General features: G+C 50.9%; 18 protein-coding genes and 2 tRNA genes. 6 read left to right on the forward strand and 14 right to left on the reverse strand.

Going from position 1 to position 18,226, the window contains the following annotated elements:
• Positions 1-774 (forward strand): response regulator transcription factor, encoded by a 774-nt coding sequence (locus D6024_RS13940; RefSeq protein ID WP_121355229.1) that lies wholly within the window; start codon positions 1-3, stop codon positions 772-774.
• A 178-nt stretch (positions 775-952) separates the two neighbouring features.
• Here the strand turns inward: D6024_RS13940 and D6024_RS13945 are convergent.
• Positions 953-1,036 (reverse strand) — tRNA-Leu (locus D6024_RS13945).
• A gap of 885 nt (positions 1,037-1,921) precedes the next feature.
• On the opposite strand from D6024_RS13945, the gene D6024_RS13950 reads away from it, so the two are divergent.
• Positions 1,922-2,161, forward strand: a complete 240-nt coding sequence (locus D6024_RS13950) for a hypothetical protein (RefSeq protein ID WP_121355230.1) — start codon at positions 1,922-1,924, stop codon at positions 2,159-2,161.
• Between the two features lie 61 nt (positions 2,162-2,222).
• On the opposite strand, the gene D6024_RS13955 is transcribed toward D6024_RS13950, so the two are convergent.
• Positions 2,223-2,717 carry a VOC family protein gene (locus tag D6024_RS13955; RefSeq protein WP_121355231.1) on the reverse strand — a complete coding sequence of 165 codons (495 nt, stop codon included), beginning with the start codon at positions 2,715-2,717 and terminating at the stop codon, positions 2,223-2,225.
• 176 nt (positions 2,718-2,893) lie between these two features.
• On the opposite strand from D6024_RS13955, the gene D6024_RS13960 reads away from it, so the two are divergent.
• On the forward strand, positions 2,894-4,024 hold the full coding sequence (locus D6024_RS13960; RefSeq protein WP_121355232.1) for an alpha/beta hydrolase: 1,131 nt from the start codon (positions 2,894-2,896) through the stop codon (positions 4,022-4,024).
• A gap of 42 nt (positions 4,025-4,066) precedes the next feature.
• Complete coding sequence (rpiA, locus tag D6024_RS13965) at positions 4,067-4,729, forward strand: ribose-5-phosphate isomerase RpiA (protein WP_121355233.1); 663 nt, start codon at positions 4,067-4,069, stop codon at positions 4,727-4,729.
• 29 nt (positions 4,730-4,758) lie between these two features.
• On the opposite strand, the gene D6024_RS13970 is transcribed toward rpiA, so the two are convergent.
• The 8 genes from D6024_RS13970 to D6024_RS14000 all read right to left on the reverse strand — a co-directional run bounded on the left by D6024_RS13970 (position 4,759) and on the right by D6024_RS14000 (position 13,360).
• On the reverse strand, positions 4,759-6,960 hold the full coding sequence (locus D6024_RS13970) for a B12-binding domain-containing radical SAM protein (protein WP_121355234.1): 2,202 nt from the start codon (positions 6,958-6,960) through the stop codon (positions 4,759-4,761).
• A gap of 188 nt (positions 6,961-7,148) precedes the next feature.
• A complete protein-coding gene (locus tag D6024_RS13975; RefSeq protein ID WP_121355235.1) occupies positions 7,149-8,576 on the reverse strand; it encodes an L-serine ammonia-lyase in 1,428 nt (475 codons plus the stop codon).
• 207 nt (positions 8,577-8,783) lie between these two features.
• Positions 8,784-9,224: a VOC family protein gene (locus D6024_RS13980; protein ID WP_121355236.1), complete on the reverse strand. Its 441-nt coding sequence runs from the start codon at positions 9,222-9,224 to the stop codon at positions 8,784-8,786.
• Positions 9,225-9,244: 20 nt separating this feature from the next.
• Positions 9,245-9,445 carry a gluconate 2-dehydrogenase subunit 3 family protein gene (locus D6024_RS27265; protein ID WP_240410035.1) on the reverse strand — a complete coding sequence of 67 codons (201 nt, stop codon included), beginning with the start codon at positions 9,443-9,445 and terminating at the stop codon, positions 9,245-9,247.
• Positions 9,442-10,092 (reverse strand): GMC family oxidoreductase, encoded by a 651-nt coding sequence (locus tag D6024_RS27270; protein WP_240410036.1) that lies wholly within the window; start codon positions 10,090-10,092, stop codon positions 9,442-9,444. Before D6024_RS27270 ends, D6024_RS27265 begins: the two co-directional genes overlap by 4 nt.
• A gap of 109 nt (positions 10,093-10,201) precedes the next feature.
• Entirely contained in the window at positions 10,202-12,130 is a 1,929-nt protein-coding gene (locus D6024_RS13990) for a PAS domain-containing sensor histidine kinase (protein WP_162944765.1), read from the reverse strand.
• A 243-nt stretch (positions 12,131-12,373) separates the two neighbouring features.
• Positions 12,374-12,967, reverse strand: coding sequence for a hypothetical protein (locus D6024_RS13995; protein ID WP_121355239.1), 594 nt, complete (start codon positions 12,965-12,967; stop codon positions 12,374-12,376).
• A gap of 81 nt (positions 12,968-13,048) precedes the next feature.
• Complete coding sequence (locus D6024_RS14000; RefSeq protein ID WP_121355240.1) at positions 13,049-13,360, reverse strand: hypothetical protein; 312 nt, start codon at positions 13,358-13,360, stop codon at positions 13,049-13,051.
• On the opposite strand from D6024_RS14000, the gene D6024_RS14005 reads away from it, so the two are divergent.
• Entirely contained in the window at positions 13,335-14,255 is a 921-nt protein-coding gene (locus D6024_RS14005) for an alpha/beta hydrolase (protein WP_121355241.1), read from the forward strand. The genes D6024_RS14000 and D6024_RS14005 overlap by 26 nt on opposite strands.
• Positions 14,256-14,336: 81 nt before the next feature.
• On the forward strand, positions 14,337-14,774 hold the full coding sequence (locus D6024_RS14010; RefSeq protein WP_121355242.1) for a hypothetical protein: 438 nt from the start codon (positions 14,337-14,339) through the stop codon (positions 14,772-14,774).
• Positions 14,775-15,062: 288 nt separating this feature from the next.
• On the opposite strand, the gene D6024_RS14015 is transcribed toward D6024_RS14010, so the two are convergent.
• The 4 genes from D6024_RS14015 to D6024_RS14030 all read right to left on the reverse strand — a co-directional run bounded on the left by D6024_RS14015 (position 15,063) and on the right by D6024_RS14030 (position 18,224).
• Positions 15,063-16,715, reverse strand: coding sequence for an amidohydrolase (locus D6024_RS14015; protein WP_121355243.1), 1,653 nt, complete (start codon positions 16,713-16,715; stop codon positions 15,063-15,065).
• Between the two features lie 65 nt (positions 16,716-16,780).
• Positions 16,781-17,578 carry a helix-turn-helix domain-containing protein gene (locus D6024_RS14020; protein WP_162944766.1) on the reverse strand — a complete coding sequence of 266 codons (798 nt, stop codon included), beginning with the start codon at positions 17,576-17,578 and terminating at the stop codon, positions 16,781-16,783.
• A gap of 154 nt (positions 17,579-17,732) precedes the next feature.
• Positions 17,733-17,806 (reverse strand) — tRNA-Asp (locus D6024_RS14025).
• A gap of 124 nt (positions 17,807-17,930) precedes the next feature.
• Positions 17,931-18,224 (reverse strand): hypothetical protein, encoded by a 294-nt coding sequence (locus D6024_RS14030; protein WP_121355245.1) that lies wholly within the window; start codon positions 18,222-18,224, stop codon positions 17,931-17,933.
• Between the last annotated feature and the right edge of the window lie 2 nt (positions 18,225-18,226).

Genomic DNA, 18,226 nt, shown 5'->3' on the forward strand with positions numbered 1-18,226 from the left:
ATGCAACCATCGATTTTACTTGTCGACGACGAAGAAGAGATCCTGGAATTCCTCGAAAGAATTCTGCGGGTGAAATATGCCGTGTGTAAAGCCGAAAACGGAAAAGAGGCGCTTGCTATTTTAAGCACCGAAGCCATTCAGCTTGTGGTCAGCGATGTGATGATGCCTGAAATGGACGGTTTCGAACTGTGCAAAGCCATCAAGGGAAATTTTGAATTTTCGCACATCCCGGTCATCCTCCTGACAGCAAAAAACACCATGCAGGCAAAGATTGAAGGACTGGAACTGGGCGCCGACGCCTATATTGAAAAACCGTTTTCCAAGGAACACCTGCTGGCGCAAATGGCCAGCCTGATCAGCAACCGCAGCATGATACGGGAGTATTTTGCCAGTTCGCCGCTGATCCACATGAAAAGCATGGCTTATTCCAAAGCCGACGAGCAGTTTTTGGAATTGCTGAATGAAACCATTGATAAAAACCTGGACGACCCGGCACTGGACGTGGAGAAGCTGGCCAAGATCCTGAACATTACCCGCATCACGCTGTACCGGAAAATCAAGGCGACCACAAACCTCTCTCCGGTTGAACTCATTACCATCACCCGTCTCAAGAAAGCGGCTTCTTTGCTGCTCCAGGGCGATCTCCGTGTGTATGAAGTGGCCGACATGGTGGGCTTCAGTTCGCAAAGCAATTTCGCCAGGAGCTTTCATAAGCAATTTGGCATGAGCCCGACGGATTATTTGCAGACAAAACAAAGTGAAACGAAGTTGTAAGGGAATGAGCTTCAATTTACACACCCGAAAATAAAAGTCGAGGCGCCTTCGGCCAGTAGTCTTACAACAAATGCCGCAACAATGAAACGAATTCAGTCATCAGTCTTATAACTGCGGTATAAACAGCGGTTGGATCCAATAAAAAAGGCAATTCGAATGAATTGCCTTTTTTAATTTGTGCCCGGGACTGGAATCGAACCAGCACATTCTTGCGAACGGCAGATTTTGAGTCTGCTGCGTCTACCAATTCCGCCACCCGGGCAAACCGTTAAGAACTTTGAGGGGTGCAATATTACATTATTCTGTTCAATTGCCTGCAGGGAGAAAAAATATTTTTTTACCCCTTATTTGCAACAACTTTTTTTGGGGAATAAAATGCTGCGAATGATTTTTAGAAGTCGGCGCATCATACCAAATCCGTTTACGTCCCGTGCAAGTTACATTGTCCCGGCCTGGTGCGGGTGTTAAATTCACAGTTACAATGAATAGATGCTGCGAACGGTACGCTGTAGAATTGCTTGTTTGAATCGACACGTACACGTAATGTTCAGGGAATGCGTAAAACTGTTTGGAAAAAGACAAGAAGGGAAAAGAAGAAGTTGACTGATATTCGATTTTACGGTTTGGCTTTTTTTAGGACTTGGATTGGTACAAAAACTTACTGGACAGTTGGTTTTCTTAACAATTGGATAAATGATTCTTCTTTGGTATTGGATTTATTGATACATCGTATCAATCAACTTCTGCAGCAAAACTAGCATGACAAAGCCGCGCAAACAAGGGCAAATCTGACCAATCTTTTGTTTATGGAAATTGCGGCACCGGACGTAAAACACGCACAGAAAAGCTCGAAAATTTACGTACGTAAAAATGCAGACGGGAATGGCAGGGCAAAAAAAAAGGCTGGATAGAAATCCGGCCTCGTTTAAAATCCAATATCCTATGAAAAACCGAGACAAAGATGAAGAATAAACGGGAAAACAGCAAGCGTAGAACTACGCAAAAGAGTGCGACATCCGAAAAACCGGCTTTCGATGCCCCTGCGGCCCCATTTGAATGCTGTTTTTCTACAGGCAAAAATGAAAATGGTCCCGGTTTTGTACAAATGAATTTTACGCAGTAACTTGACTAAGTAAAGCTTGCCGGTATGACGTTATCGCAGTATGCACGATTGGAAAAGACCCAACAGATCAAGCGTTTTTGGAGCGGGGTGCTGATTGGGCAGCGGTTCGAAGGACAGTCACTGGTTGAGTGCCGTCAGATCGATGGCTTTTACGTGGAATACAAGATTCTCGAAAAAGATGCACTCAATATGCGTTGTTTTCAAAATCCCGATCTCCTGCAGCCTTACCTGAGTGCAATCGACATCGAACCCCTCCTATCCTGAAGGTCGCTTACTCAGTTTTGCATTCTTTACCTGGCCAACTTCCCGGTTTTAGATTCCATTTTCAATGTTGGATCGACACGGCTGTTTCTGCATTGTAGGCCTGCTCTAGGACCGCCACTTGCAGTTTATCCATCGTCATCATCGCTTCCATTACCCTTTTTGTCCGTTCCGGATCACCGCTGCTGAGAAGACGGGAAAGGGCTGTCGGAACAACCTGCCAGGAGAGGCCAAACTTGTCCTTTAGCCAGCCGCAACGATCCTTTACGCCACCTTCGGAAAGTTTTTCCCAGTAACGGTCCACTTCTTCCTGCGTCTCACAGTTCACCACAAACGAAACGGCCTCCGTAAAGCGAAACTGCGGGCCACCGTTCAGGGCAATAAAGGCTTGTCCCTGCAATTCGAAAACGGCCGTCATTACGGCGCCTTCGGGACCCGGGCCCGCAGCGGTGTAGCGAACCATGTTCAGTATGTTTGAATCGCTGAAGACGTTCGTGTAAAACCGAACGGCTTCTTCTGCATTGTCGTTGAACCAAAGAAAGGGTGTGATCTTTTGCATAAGAATTTATTTTACTCAAACCTACCGAACAACCTCCGCAAATGGCGTGTGGCGTTACGGCAGAAAACGGGGCCGTTGCGGCAAACGACAATGCAGGAAAATCGACACGCTCCTTGCCGGTACAATAAACCTTCTTTACTTCGCAGTTTTCCAAAGGCATAACGTAACAAACCGGTATGATTCGGCTGATACTCCTCTCCTTTCTTTTCCTGCTTTCCCTGTTGGTTATTTTTCGTGCACCTGCCAGCCTGCTCTGGTATGTTGCCATTCTCGTGACGGAGTTCTCCTGGATTTTCCTCGGCCTTGTTTTCCTCCTGCTGTTCTGGCGGTTTGAAAAGACGCCCTATACGCTGGCGAACACCCTGCTGGCAGTGGCCAGCGCTATCCTGTTCCTGCTTCCATACTGGCAGGCCTGGCGGCTTCAGAAACGGCTACAAACTGAATTTGAAGAGGCGTTCGCGCCTCCAAAATTTTACCGCAGTGCCTCACCTTTCCATCCCCTGCAAGTCCTTACCGGCATTAATGCCAAAAAAATTGCGTTTACAACGTTTGTCTTTGACCCGGCACACGGCCTGACGCTGGACTTTTACCCCGCGGAAGCAGACGGTCCCTGGCCCTGCGTACTCGTTATCCATGGCGGGTCCTGGGCCGGTGGCAATAACCGGCAGTTACCGGAACTGAACAGCGAAATGGCCAAATGGGGTTACCACGTAGCCAGCATACATTACCGGCTGGCATCGGTAGCGCATTACCCGGCGCCACTCGACGACGTGCAGACCGCCATCACGTTTCTCCGCAGTAAGGCTGGTGAACTTTCCATCGATCCGTCTTCCTTTGTGCTGCTGGGCCGCAGTGCAGGCGGGCAAATTGCCCTGTCTGCCGCCTATACACAGAGCAACCCATTCGTGAAAGGCGTCATTGATTTTTACGGACCAACCGACATGGTCTGGGGCTATCAAAATCCAACCAGCCCGCTTGTGCTCGACAGCCGGAAAATCATGGAAGATTACCTGGGTGGCACCCTGACACAAGTGCCGCAGCAATATGTTCACAGCTCGGCCACCGAGTCCATAACGGCACAGGCACCGCCCACGCTGATGATCTATGCCGAAAACGACCCGCTGGTTTCGCCGCGGCACGGAACAAGGCTTGCCGTGAAACTGCGGGCCCTCCACGTCCCCTTTTTCGAACTGACCCTTCCCTGGGCTACGCACGGATTTGACTATACGCTCAACGGTCCCGGAGGACAACTCAGCACGTGGACGGTGCGCCAGTTTTTGGATGCAATTTTGAAGAAGCAAAGCTGACAATGACAAGTGGATGATTGGTCAAACTGAAATTTCAGCCAGATGGAAAGTAAAAAACAGGCTGCCGAAAAAGCGGTGGAAGCCATTAAAGACGGGATGGTTGTCGGGTTGGGCACCGGCACGACGGCCTACTGGGCCATTCAAAAAATAGCAGAAAGAATCACGGAGGGACTGCGCATTCAGGCTGTTGCCACGTCGCTGGAGACGGAAAAATTGGCAAAAGACCTGGGCATCCCACTCGTTCCGTTTTCCGCTATCGAGACAATTGACCTCACCATCGATGGTGCCGACGAGGTGGACAAAAACAAAAACCTTTTGAAAGGTGGCGGCGGTGCGTTGTTGCGGGAAAAAATCGTGGCCTATCACTCCAAACAATATTTTATCGTCGTTGACGAACGTAAACGTGTTGACCAGTTGGGCCGGTTCCCGTTGCCGCTGGAAATCCTTCCCTTCGCCATGGAACTGACACTGGCAAAACTGCGCCGGTTTGGAGAAGCCACCATCCGGGAAAAAGGCGGGAGTCTTTATGTAACGGACAATGGCAATTTCATTGCTGACCTCCACTTCTTTCCCATCAACGATCCACAGGCGCTTGATGCGCAGCTTCACCAAATTCCGGGTGTGCTGGAAACCGGCTTGTTCTCCCACGCTCTTGTCACCAACGTGATCGTGGGTACGAAAAATGGCGAGGTGCTTGTGCTGTAATTTTTAGTTGATTGCGTTTGCCGGAGCTTTTACAAACGAAGAAGCCCGGCCCTGTGCAGGGTATTCATGGGCTTGTTATCCCAGAAAAGTTCAAAGTCTTCGAGACCAGCCATTTCATATTCGCTCCTGATTTCCTGCAGGGTCAACAGCTTTGGATTGTTCAAACCTAGCCGCGGCAAAAGAGCAGCCAGCCAGGCGCCTTTTGCCGGCTCAAGCTGGATGGAAAACGAGGTTTTTTTTGTTTGAAAGCATAGCGACAGCACTTCCCACTGCGCACCTTTTTTGGACTTCATGATGGTCTCCGCTTTGGGAGGTTTTCCCAACCAGACTACTTTGTGATTGGCACCAGCCGATGTGTAATCCGTTTCCTCTATTGCCTTGCGAATGATACCGGGGGCGACGGTTGTTCGCGGCACTTTGAAATCGAACCATTTCTGCAGGGGAAAATCAAAACAGGCACCGTGCATGTAATTGAGGAGGGCCTTTCGCAGGCCGTAACCAAAACGTTCGTGTTCGGCACCGCCTGGATCGGCGTGTTCAAGATCGTTGTTGGCAAACGTGCCTGTTGTTGTTGTCAGTTTTTTCACCTTGAACCGTTCCGGCTCGAGCCCGATCGGGCTGTGTGCCGTCATCGTAAAAAGATGCCAGTAGGCGGATTGCAGCACGCCGGTTTCAAACAGTTGGCGCACCATTTCCAGTGCATCGATGGTTTCCTGCTCCGTTTGTGTTGGAAAGCCGTACATGAGATAGGCATGAACCATGATGCCGGCCTCCGTAAAATGCTTGCACACTTTTGCCACCTGGGCAACCGTAATACCCTTGTTGATCAATTGCAGCAGCCGGTCGGAAGCTACTTCCAGTCCCCCGCTAACGGCAATGCAACCCGAGGCCTGGAGAAGAAGGCAGAGATCGCGGGTAAAACTTTTTTCAAAGCGTACATTGGCCCACCAGGTAACAACCAGTTTGCGGCGGATAATTTCCATCGCAAGAGCCCGCATGAGAGCCGGCGGTGCCGCTTCGTCGACAAAATGAAAACCGTTCTGGCCGGTCTGCGCTATCATTTCTTCGATGCGGTCGACCAGCAGCGAAGCGGCAATCGGCTCGTAATTTTTTATATAGTCGAGAGAGATGTCGCAGAACGTGCATTTGCCCCAATAGCAGCCGTGGGCCATCGTCAGCTTGTTCCAGCGCCCATCGCTCCACAGGCTGTGCATCGGGTTCACAACCTCGATCGCGGAAATGTATTGGTCGAGGAAAAAATCGCTGTAATCGGGAGTGCCCACCTGGCCCTGGCGGTAGTCTTTGCAGGACGCGTTGTTGATGTAGGTAACAACGCCGTCGACAAGGGTAAACGTCCGTTTCAGCTCCTGCTGTTCGATGTTGCCGTCCACGAAAGCAATCAGCTGCTCTACCGGCGCCTCACCGTCATCCAGCGTAATGAAATCGAAGTATTCGAAGACCCGCGGATCGCTGAGAGAGCGCAGTTCCGTATTGGCAAAACCACCACCCATGGCCACTTTCACACCGGGGCAATGTTGCTTGATCCATTGTCCGCAACGCAGCGATGTATACAGGTTGCCGGGAAACGGAACCGAGATCGCCACCAGCTTTGGCTGCAACACCTCCATCTTTTTTTGCAGAATGTCGACCAGGATTTGATCGACATAGGTATACTCCCGTTGTAACGATGCGTGGAGTTCATCAAAGGAGCTGGCCGACCGTCCCAGTCGTTCGGCATAGCGGCTGAAACCAAAATGCTCGTCGATGGTTTCCTTGACCAGGTCGCCCAGGTCTTCCAGGTACATCGTGGCAAGATGTTTGGCCCTGTCCTGCACTCCCATGCTGCCGAAGGCCCAGTGCAGGTCGTCGAGCTGGGCAAAGCGGCTGGCTTCCGGCAAAAATTCCCGCTTGCAAATGAGCTGTGCCAGCGTAGGTCGTTTTCCCTGCAGAAAGAGCACAACATCGTCGATGGTTGTGATATAATCTTCCGCAAGGGCAATGATCCGCTCCACGTTTGCCGAATAGGACCCTGTGCGATGGCTTTCGATATGGCCGAAAAGCTTTTCCAATCCCTGTTTGCAAAAGATCGCCAGGGTCACTTCAATACCCAGGTCGGCCTGGTGTGAAGCAATATTTTTTGTGTTCAAAAAACCTTTCAGGTAGGCGGTTGCCGGGTATGGCGTATTGAGTTGCGTAAAAGGAGGCGTGAGTAAAAAAACAGGTGCTTGCAAACAGAAAAATTATCCTGCAAAAATATTGGTATGCGACCGGTTAACACTGCAGGACCCGCCAGAATTAACATTGCCCACCAGTTTGGCTTTCGTTTATAAAAATGAACCAGGATCGTAAGTTGGCAGTAAGCCGTATGCAGTTGAATTTCGATGGCAGCATACAGCACTATGGCCAATGGCAGGCAGCGCTAGCACTCGCTCAGGCTCAGCGGAATATTCACGGCCAGCCCGCCTTCTGCCGTCTCCTTGTACTTGCTGTTCATGTCAAGGGCCGTCTCCCACATGGTTTCCACCACGGCATCGAGGGAAACCTTGGCATAATCGGGTGCACTTTGCAGGGCCAGTTGCGAAGCGGTGATGGCCTTGATGGCGCCCATGGTATTGCGCTCAATACAGGGCACCTGTACGAGGCCCGCAATGGGATCGCAGGTCATCCCGAGGTGGTGTTCCATGGCAATTTCGGCAGCCATCAGGGCCTGCCGTTGCGTTCCGCCGGAGACTTCGGTCAATGCAGCCGCCGCCATGGAGGAGGAAACGCCAATTTCGGCCTGGCAGCCGCCCATCGCCGCAGAAATGGTCGCCCCTTTTTTAAAAATGCTGCCTACTTCCGAAGCGGTCAAAATGAATTGAATGACCTTTTCGTCGGTGACATTTTCACCAAATACAAGATAGTAATGAAGCACCGCCGGGATTACACCGGCGGCACCGTTGGTAGGAGCCGTAACCACACGGCCAAAGGCCGCATTTTCTTCGTTCACCGCCAGAGCAAAACAACTCACCCAATCCAGAATATACTGAAACGAATGACCGCCGGCTTTGATGGCGGCGATCCATTCGTCGTAATTGGTGTAGGTGCGGCCTTTCAGCAATCGTTTGGCCAGTTCGGCCGCCCTGCGTTTCACCAGCAAGCCCCCGGGCAAAATGCCCGTGGTATGGCAGCCGCGGTAGGTACACTCTTTCATCACCTGCCAGATTCGCAAGACGCCTTCGCGGGTTTCGGTTTCGTTGCGCCAGGCCGATTCATTTTCCATGACCACTTCATGAATGGCCATCCCGGTTTTTAGACACCAATGCAACAGGTCGGCAGAAGAATTGACGGGGAAAGGCAGCGAAACGGGCTGCATCCCGCCGGCTTCTTCTCCTTCCTTGATCACAAAGCCACCGCCGATAGAGTAATATGTTTCCGCTAACGGTGCAGCATATTCAAATGTAGCCAGGAAGCTTAATGCGTTGGGATGAAAAGGCAAGGTTTCCGTAAAGAGAAACTGCAGGTCTTCGGCAGGGTGAAATGAAATGGGCTGACGACCTGCGAGGACAACGGTTTTTTCACGATTGACCGTTTCGATGGCGGAAGCAATTTTCGTTACATCAAACGTCACCGGGTCGGCGCCGCCAAGGCCAAGGAGTACCGCGATGTCGGTACCGTGTCCTTTACCGGTTTTGGCCAGGGAACCGTATAGGCAAACTTTCAGACCCGTCAGGGAAGAAAGAAGTTCTTTTTGCTCGAGCGACTGCACAAACCGTTGCGCTGCACGCCAGGGACCGAGTGTATGCGAAGAAGACGGTCCTACGCCAATCTTGAAAATGTCAAAAACCGAAATCGCTTCGTGTGCCAACGGAAATGAATTTATGCAAAGGTAACGGCACCTCGATCAGGGAAATGTGAAAGATGTACCGGGCTTTTATTGACCAATGCATGGATGAATTGCCTTGGCGAAATTGCAAGACAAATCGTGACTCCGGCTAACAATCCAACCAGGCAAATCATTGGAGCAAGCGGTCGAATCGCAGGCAACCATCTATTCGGTGTTTGGTCAACACGATTAAAAATCGTCGTTGATCTCTATCCAATACCCGTCGGGATCCTGCAAATACACCTGGTGAATGCCATCGGTACGGGTGGTGATGGCAGAGGGTTTGCCCGGCCAGTCTTCGAAGGCGATCTTCCGGCTTTGCAGCAGCCGCACAAATTCATTGACATCCGGCACACTGAAACAGAGGTGTGTGTTCTTGGACGGCGCCACGATCGGCGGCGGGTTCTGGATCAGGTGAAGGTGGGCATGTTCGCTGACGGAGAGCCACACGTGGCGGCCGTCGTGAAAGGGTTCGGGAATGGTATCCAGGCCCACCACTTCGTGGTAAAAACGGTAGCTTCTTTCCAGTTGGGCAACCGACAGGGCAATGTGGTTCAGATGACTCTTTTTTTGTCCCATCGACGTGATGGCACTCAAAAGAAACAAGGCAATAAAAAAATGATGTCGCATTCGATTTGATTTAATTTGGATCAGGAAAATTTTACACATTCGGCCAGTTCCTTGTCGGTATAGGAAAGCCCGTATTGTTTCAACACATCGTCGGGAACACCGTTCCACCTTGTTGGTTCATTGCCTTTATACCCGATGTCTTTAATGCCCATTTCCGACGAATAAAAACCACTGGCTGTGAGATTGCGCATCAGGGTAAAAAACGAAACACCCTGCTTCATTGCGGGTTTGGCCTTGGCAGGGTAGGCAATGGCGTCAACCAACGCAATCTGCTGGTCGGGATAACCGTCACACCGGCCTGGGTTGCCGCCCGTTTGATAAAAAACTCGTGCAGGCGGGGTTTGGGTGGCGGCAGGAAAATGCCATCCGGATCGTTTTCCAACCCTTCGTTGGTGCCAAATACCCCCACCAGTTTGTCCAGCCGGTCGTAATAAGGCTTGATATCTTCATAGCCGATCGGCCAGTTGTCGCCAAGGCCGTCGATGCTTTGCCGCTTGATATCTTTCGGACCGAAACGCAGCGAGATTCGTCCCCAGTGGTTGGTGCGACCACCCAGCATGCGGGCACGCCACCAATCCCACGATGTGCCTTCCGCTTTTGTATATGGCTCGCCGTCGATATCCCATCCCCAGAAGCAGGCATCAAAATCGCCAAACGGACGAAATTTGGTGGCAGCACCTCGCCGGGGTGATTCCCAGGACCATTTTAGCTGTGTAACATTTTTTGCCGGGTCGTACATCGGGCCTGCTTCCACCAGGGCAACACTCAAGCCGGCATTGGCTAAAATGTATGAAGCCATACCGCCACCGGCACCCACAATGTTAACGTCGTAATTTTTTGGCTGAACTTTTATCTGAAAATCTGGCATAATCAGCAATCATTAAACGGGTAAAGGGGTGCGATTGAACCGGGATGAAAGATAAAGAAGAAATTCTGTTGCGGGTTCTTTTTCATTCACATCAAAGACTGAATTTCACTCAGACAGTTTCACCAGGTACCGCCTGGTTTTCTAACGGAAAGACGACGTGTAACTGCACGCCTTTGCCCGGCGTACTTTTCATTTCGAAATGGCCACCCAGGTTTTCCGCCCTTGTTCGCATGTTGGTGAGGCCCATTCCCATGCGCCTCGCCGAAGGATCGAACCCTACGCCGTTGTCTTCAATGCGGAGGCTAAGCCGCGATCCGCTGCCAGAGAGATGAATGGACACAAAAGAAGCGCCGGCATGCTTGATAATATTGTTCAATTGTTCCTGGATGATGCGATAAATGGCCAGGTGAAGTTCCGGCGAAAGCTTTACGCCAGCGGCCATATCCCCCTGGTACTGGATCTCGATGCGGTCGGTCAGGTTGATCGATTCGATCAGTTCCCGGATCGAATCTTCGACACTGATTTCACCAAGTGTTGGCGCAGAGAGGCGCTTGGAAATACTGCGAATTTCGTCGATGCAGCTTTGCAGGTGAGTCAATGCTTTTGCTGCCAGTTCTGCCTGATCGCCGATGTTGTCACGCATCATTTCCGTATAAAGTTTTACCGTGGTCAACACCTGGTTGACGTTGTCGTGCAGTTCGCGGCCCAGGTCAGACCGTTCGTCCTCCTGCGCCCTGATCACGGCCGATGTAACCGTGCGCTGGTGATTGAGTTGTTCAATGGAAAGCCGCTCTTCCAGTTGGATGCGTTCCGTTACATCCCGGGCATTGATGATAATGCCGCCAATGTGGGAATCGTCGAGGCGATTCAATCCTTTCGATTCCAGCCAGATCCACGTGCCACCCTTTGTGCGGAACCGGTGAAGGGTGGGATCACCCGAATTGGTGTTCCGTGCCACCTTTTCCAATTCTGCCACCAGCACATCACGGTCGGCATCGTGCAAGAAATCGAAAACATTGCTCCCTACCAGTTCGTCCGGCAAATACCCGCTGATGGTGGTACAGGAAGGGCTGACAAATTTGAAATTTGCGTTTTCATCAAGTACGGCAATCATGTCGGAACTGTTTTGCACCAGTGCTTTAAACCGTTCCTCGCTTTCCCTGAGTCGTTCTTCGTTCACGACCTGGCTGGTGACGTCCTGGGCAATTCCAATGAGTTTCACTAGCTTTCCATTGTCGTCGTAAAAATTTTTTTTGAACTGGTTGACATAGATGCGTTTCCCATCGGGACGGGTCAACCGCTCGGTCATCGCATCCGGTATCTGGTCGATATGTTGCAGGTTTGATCGAACTGCCGATTCGGCTTCGGGATCGAGCAGGGTCAGATAGCGTTTGAAAAGATCCTCTTCCGGCGATTTCCTGGCAACGCCAAAAATCTCGAACAACTCATCGGACCAGGTAGCCTTGCCGGTTTCCACATCAAACTCCCAGGTACCGATACCTGCTACCTGAAATGCTTTTTTAAGTTGGATTTCTTTTTGCTCAAGGCTTGCCATCCGCCACGTGATCTGCGATGTCAGTTCAAGGTCGAACAGGACAATTTTTGCATACCCGGAAAGACGTCGTTTGTCAATTGTTGAAAGCTGGCGTTCGCGATCACCGGCAATAAAGACAAGCCCGATACAGCTATCCTTTTCCGTCAACACCGGTGCCGCAGCAAAAAAGCGAAGCGGCGTTTTAATTTGATCGGGTGAATGAGGAGGACTGCCTGCCAGGTTTTCCGTATCCTGGAAAACGAAAATTTTGTTGGAACTGATCGCCGACAAATAAAGAGAATTCAGTTGGTTCGCATTCGAAAAGGTCTCCAGCCCGGTGGCTGCCTTGACGAAAACAGATTCTTGCTCAACGAACACAATGCCGGCGGCAGGAAGGTTAAAATCCACTGCCATTAACTGCGCCAGGTTTTGCATCGAGTCCTGCAAGGTTTCGTTGTCGCCGTCATACAAGCGCAGGATCCGTAATCGTTCCTCTTGGTCCACAGAAGGATTGTTTTGTTTTACACAGGTTGATGCGTTCGCAGGAAACCGCTTCCGTTGCCGCCGCAGCAAAGGTATTGATTTAAAAAAACCTATATAAGTACCATATCTGTTCCGTTAGGTTCGATGCAACCAATTGCCTGCAAACTCCTCCTTCCTGTCGTGACCGCAAAATGAAAAGCCGGCCCTGCAAGAGCCAGCTTTTTTGGAATGGTTCTTCAACGATTTTTTTCCATGAGCCATAGGTCAACTTTCGTCGATGAGAACATAGGGGATGCAGACCTTGTTCCATTTGGTGCCGAGGTAGCGCTTGGCCTGGTCGACCGACAGGTGAATAAAACTATCCCATTGTTCGGGGTGGATGGTTTGGCAACCGAGGCTCGACGTACCGTTATACCCCCCGCGGTGGATGTTGATTCCGAAATAACCGGTATCCGTATACGGCGGGTCGCCGTCGCGAATGACCGTGACGGCTCCGAGACGTTGGCAAAGCGCCAGGTATTTGCCGTGGTGAAGGTCGAATTTGTGTACAAACCACGGACCGGCCTTTAGCGAAGCCATGCCCTTGGCTGCGCCGAAACCCGTTCCTTTTTTATACGCGGACGGATCGGTATTGCCATTGAAGGTGGCTGTTGCCGATGGTGAGTGTATGACAATGGCATCGTCGTAAATGCCACGGTCGTTTACGCCGGGAGCCCCCATGGTGTCTTTGTAATATCCCCTGAAGCCCATTACCAGCAGAGGGAATTTGTCCCTGTCAATTCCATACGGCTCCAAAAAATCTTCGATTTCTTTTGTCGACAAACGCGGTTTCCCTGTTGCCGGAAGTGTCAAAGGCATATGTCAAGTTTTAGGTGGTGACACGGACAGGCCGGAATAATTCGTTTAGTCATCGCCGTATACATTGCTCTTTGCCGGTTGTCAGCGTTTTTGCAGCCGGTGAGGTATGTCAAACGCTGTTGTGATGACCATAGCCGATTGTTTTATGGAGGTGTACGAATGCAGTTCCCGGATGCAGACAGGCTGGCTTTCAACTGGTAGGAACTCCAAGTTAGCGTTTGTCTTTTTTTCCTCAAAATATTGATTCATCCGCTGCAGGCAGGCAGGCAGTAACATGACAGGAATATTCAGCTTCCTTCTTCCCTTTCTGCCGGTAGCGTTCGTTCCTCGTGATTTTCCGCTATTTTCCATCTCCAAAATACACCGCATGAGAAAGTCGTCTCTTTTCTTCATCCTGTTTATTTTTTCGAAAATGATGTTTGCCCAAACCCTGACACTCCCCCTGTACCCGGCCGGGAAAATTCCCAATTGGCAGAAAAGCAATGAAACGGAAAAGCACGAAAGCACCGACATCCTGTGGGTGACACAGGTACAAACACCGGATATTGCGGTTTTTCTGCCACCCAAACGAAATGCCACCGGTGAAGCGGTCGTGATTTGCCCTGGTGGCGGCTATGCCGGCTTAGCGTACGACTGGGAAGGTGTGGAAGTGGCCAAATGGCTTAACACGAAAGGCATTGCAGGGATCGTACTGAAATACCGTTTGCCGCTTTCCAAAAGTAACCTTACGCCGCACCTCTCCCCACTGCTGGATGCCAAGCGGGCCATGCGCCTGGTGAGAGCCAACGCCATGCAGTGGAATATCCAGGCGGGAAAGATCGGGGTAATGGGTTTTTCGGCAGGCGGACACCTCGCGTCTACACTGCTGACCCATTTCGACGAGGGCAATCGCGATGCACCGGATTCAGTCGAACGGTGGAGCTCGCGGCCCGATTTCGGCGTTCTTGTTTACCCGGTCATTTCGATGAGCAAACCCATCATGCATGCAGGCTCCCGCAACAACTTAATTGGCGAACACCCCAATGCTAGCCTGGCTACGCTGTATTCAAATGAATTGCAGGTGACCAAGGAAACTCCACCCACGTTTTTGATCCATGCGATGGACGACAATGCCGTGCCGGTTGAAAACAGCCTGCTTTTTTTCCAGGCAATGAAAGACAAAGGCGTTCCTGGTGCACTGCACGTTTTCCCCAGTGGCGGACATGGATTTGGACTTGGTATTGGCAAAGGCCTGGCAGAAAGCTGGACGACGCTTTGTGCAGACTGGATCAAACGCCTGCACAACTAAAACTTAGCATTCACAAGATTTTTTCGGAACAATGCTTCGCCGGCAAACCATTTTCCTGCCGGCACTAATTTTCGCTTACCGATGAAGACTACTCTTTTTCTTGCAGCGCTTACGATCGCAGTCGTTGCGCTTTCGTCTTGCCAAACCTATTCCATTCCTGTTTCCGTTTTTCGCGACCAAATGGAGGCCGCCCGTTTGCAACCCATGCGAACAGTTACAACACAGGGCCCGCTTGGTGAGCGGGTGCGCTATCAAACCTATGCGATTGATTCTGTTTTTGCCGTCGATCAGAAAGGAACACCAGTGTTTCTGGTCAACAGTCCGGCACTGGAAATCCGGTTTACTGACAGTGCCAGCCGCAAAACCATTTTGTATTTCGACCGGTTGCGGTATGACCGGGACACTATAAGCGGAAGCCCGTCACGGATTCTTTTATCCGTACAAAAATCAATTCCACTACGAAACGTCCGAAAAATAGAGATTCAAAACGGCCGTAAGAATTATCGCTACGTGAAGTAAATGCAGCCGATTCCGCGATGAGTCCAATTACATCAATTGATATGCTTACCTGAACGCTGTTTGTAACAAAGTAAATACCCCTTCTGTTTTGCCGGGGCCAGTTTTCAACCAGCGTATTCAAGTATCGACACGCTTGCTTGAATCTACGGTCAGGTATTTTGATTGGATGCGTGTACCCTTCTACCCTCCCTTACGATAATGATGGCTCTTCGCCGTTCGCACAGCACCTTTTGACAGGTGAAAATTTCTTTTTGCGGCGGGGCAAATGCCTTTGTATGCATCGCATTCTTAGTTTTTCGTCACTGCACCCGCATCATGCACCACTTGACCGCCTACCATCGTGAGTACGCTGACTGTCTTTGGCAAATCCTGCAGGGGGCCGGTAAAAATGTCTTGCGAAAGCACAGCCAGATCTGCCAGCATACCCGCCCTGAGCATACCTTTTTCCGTTTCGCTGGATTCCGCATAAGCCGATCCCCTGGTATAAGCGATGACAGCCTGCTCCCGGGTAATGGCTTCGTGCGGGTTGGTTGGATGCAGTGCGGCAAACATGATGTTCAAAAACGGATTGTTGGGACCATCTGAGCCGATGGCGACAGGTATGCCCGCTTCGATCAGCGACCGCAACGGCTGGTAGTGCCGGCTTCTCTCCTCGCCGATCCGTGCATGATTGACCTCTGCAAACGTAAAATGCGCCGGGTTTACAACGGCGACGATCCCCATCTGCCTGACCGTTTCCCATTGGTCTTGCAGCATACCGTCGGCATGTTCAAATCGAACCCGTTTTCCGTTCCAGGTTTGCATACTGGCTGCCTTTCTCATTTCGGCAAGAACCAAATTGGGTGTTGAGTCTCCCACGATGTGCAGCAGCAATTGCTCCTTGCTGCGGAGCGCTTCTGCAAGCAGCTTGCGAAGGGTATCGGGTGGGAAATTGAGCGCTCCCTTCCACCCTGTCCTGTCGCTGTAACTGGCACGCATCAGGGCACCTCGTTCAAGCGGTGTCGCATCGAGCACCCATTTCATGCCATCAACCCGCAAATGAGTGGTTGGCGGATATTGCATGCTCCACTGGGACAATTCGCGGCCGGCCGGGTTGCTGCCCGGAAAACGAATGACCCGGATCCGGATGGGTAGTTGCGCCGCCCTGATCACCCGGACTGTTTTATCGAGTTCCAATGCCGTTGCCATGTCCTGCACACTGGTGATTCCCCAACGAACGGCATTCTCGCTGTAGCGTCGAAACCCTGCGACAAATACGCTGTCGGGAACGGAAGCGAACCATTTGCGCAAGACGCCAAATTCTGCGTATTCACGCAAAAGACCGGAAATACGACGCGAGTTTCCTATGCGCTCATAATAGCCACCCACGGGGTCTTCTGCTGTATCCGGCAGGCCAAGCATCTGCATGGCTTTGGTGTTGATGATGGTGCCATGTCCCCAGGGTGCAGTAAGAATAACCGGGTGATCCGGCGACACGGCATCCAAAGCCGTCCTGCGGGCTGCTGTATCTTCCAGCAGCCGAAGACCAAGGTTACCCTGAATGAGGCTGCCTTTCGGCAGTTGTTTGACAACCACAGCCAGCGAATCGAGCACCTGGGCCAGTGTAGGGCCGGAAAGCATGGGTTCTGTAAATGCGATAAACCGCCCAACCGGCGTACCAAACCCAATATGATCATGCGCATCGTTGATGCCGGGGATAACGGTTCGTCCACCCAGATCCATCCGGATTGTTTTTTGGTTGGCCAATTTTTCAATCGAGGCCGTTGTTCCGACGGCCAGAATCCTGTCGCCTTTGATCGCCACCGCTTCCGCATAGGGCTGCGTGGGGTCCGCCGTAAAAATCTTCCCATGGGTAAAAATGAAATCGGGAGCTTGTGCCTGTACATGGTGTGCAAGCGCTCCACAAAAAACCAGTAAAAGGATTTGATACGCTTTGGTCATACTGTTTGCATTAAGAAGCCAAAGCTCGTTACCGCGTTGGGCTCGAAATAGTACAAACGCGACATTTATAAACGCAGATCGGCCTGCAGGCGGGATGGTGTTTTCGCCAGTTCCTTGTCGACAACGGAGGGAGTTACACCGGCAAATACTTTGAAATCGCGGATGAAATGCATTTGATCGAAGTAACCCGCTGCATGCGCAATGGACGTCCAGCTAATTGCAGGATTGGCTTCCCGCATCCGGTAGGCTTTTGAAAATCGGATAATCCGCGAAAACAGTTTGGGAGAAAGGCCAATGCGCTCTTTGCATTTGCGCTCAAATTGCCGGAAGCTTAGACAGGATTGGTTTGCCAGGTAGTCGAGGGACAGGTTGCTGCCGGCCCGCATCAATGCCTGCATCGCTTTGTCGAAATGCAATTCCGGTTTTGTTTTGGGAAGGTAGCGAAGCAGAAAGCTTTCAACAATCTGCTTCATCTCGGTGAAGTCTGTTGCAAGACCCAACTGCTCATTCACATCCCGCACACCGCCGCCCAGAAAATCCTGTGAGGGTATGGTGTAATCGACCATTTCGTGCAATGGCAGGTGCAAAAGCCGGTGCAGCCCGCCCGGATGAAAACCAACCCTTATGACGAGGTGATTGTAGCCGAGTGAAAGATTCACTCTTTCCACCTGCGGACCGACAAGAATACTTGGCTGGCAGGTGAATGTTGTGCCCTGTTCAGGAAAATGAACGACCAGGGGATCACGGGGATAAAAATAAAGGCTATGTTCCGGGATTGCGGGAAAAAGATTGACAGGCAAATCTGTATCACGATCGTATTGGTGGCTATAGATCATGATGTTGCTCACGATCTCCTGTAACAAAGGGTGGGGCTGATAAAAACGGCAAACCATAGCTTTTCGCGAAGGAGAAAAGATACAGCAAATGTGTCATATCAAACCAGTGCACTCACCCGGTTGCGGCGGAAAAGGATGGGATAAAAAAAGAAAGCGACAACTTTCGTTATCGCTTTTCTTGCGGACCGGACGGGACTCGAACCCGCGACCTCCGCCGTGACAGGGCGGCATTCTAACCAACTGAACTACCGATCCTTTTTCCGTTGGGGTGGCAAAAATAGGAGTCTTTTCTTTTCTGCCAAAACAAAAATGCCTTTTTCAAAATTTTTTTTTCCTGCACGGCAATGAAGCTCAGTAAACAAGGCCATTTCACACGGCCTTATTCTGTCATTTCTTCCGTTTGAATGCTGTTTGGTAAAATAAAAAAACGGCCCGGTGCTTTCCTGATTTTGCAACGAATGCGCATTCCTTCCCTCAGCGTTTTTGCAACGGTGTCCACAACATTGATCACGATCTCTTTCAGAGAGGAATCGAGAAAGCCGCCGGGTCCCTCGAGCTGTTCGACATTCTCCAGCTTTACCAGCAAACGGAAAAAATTATCCAATTGTTTGTCCTTCTCTTTGGCTTTGACGATGCCCTCGATCCGGAATTGGTTGGGAACGATAGAAACCATGT

The sequence above is a fragment of the Flavisolibacter nicotianae genome, assembly GCF_003628535.1.
GTDB lineage: Bacteria > Bacteroidota > Bacteroidia > Chitinophagales > Chitinophagaceae > Flavisolibacter > Flavisolibacter nicotianae.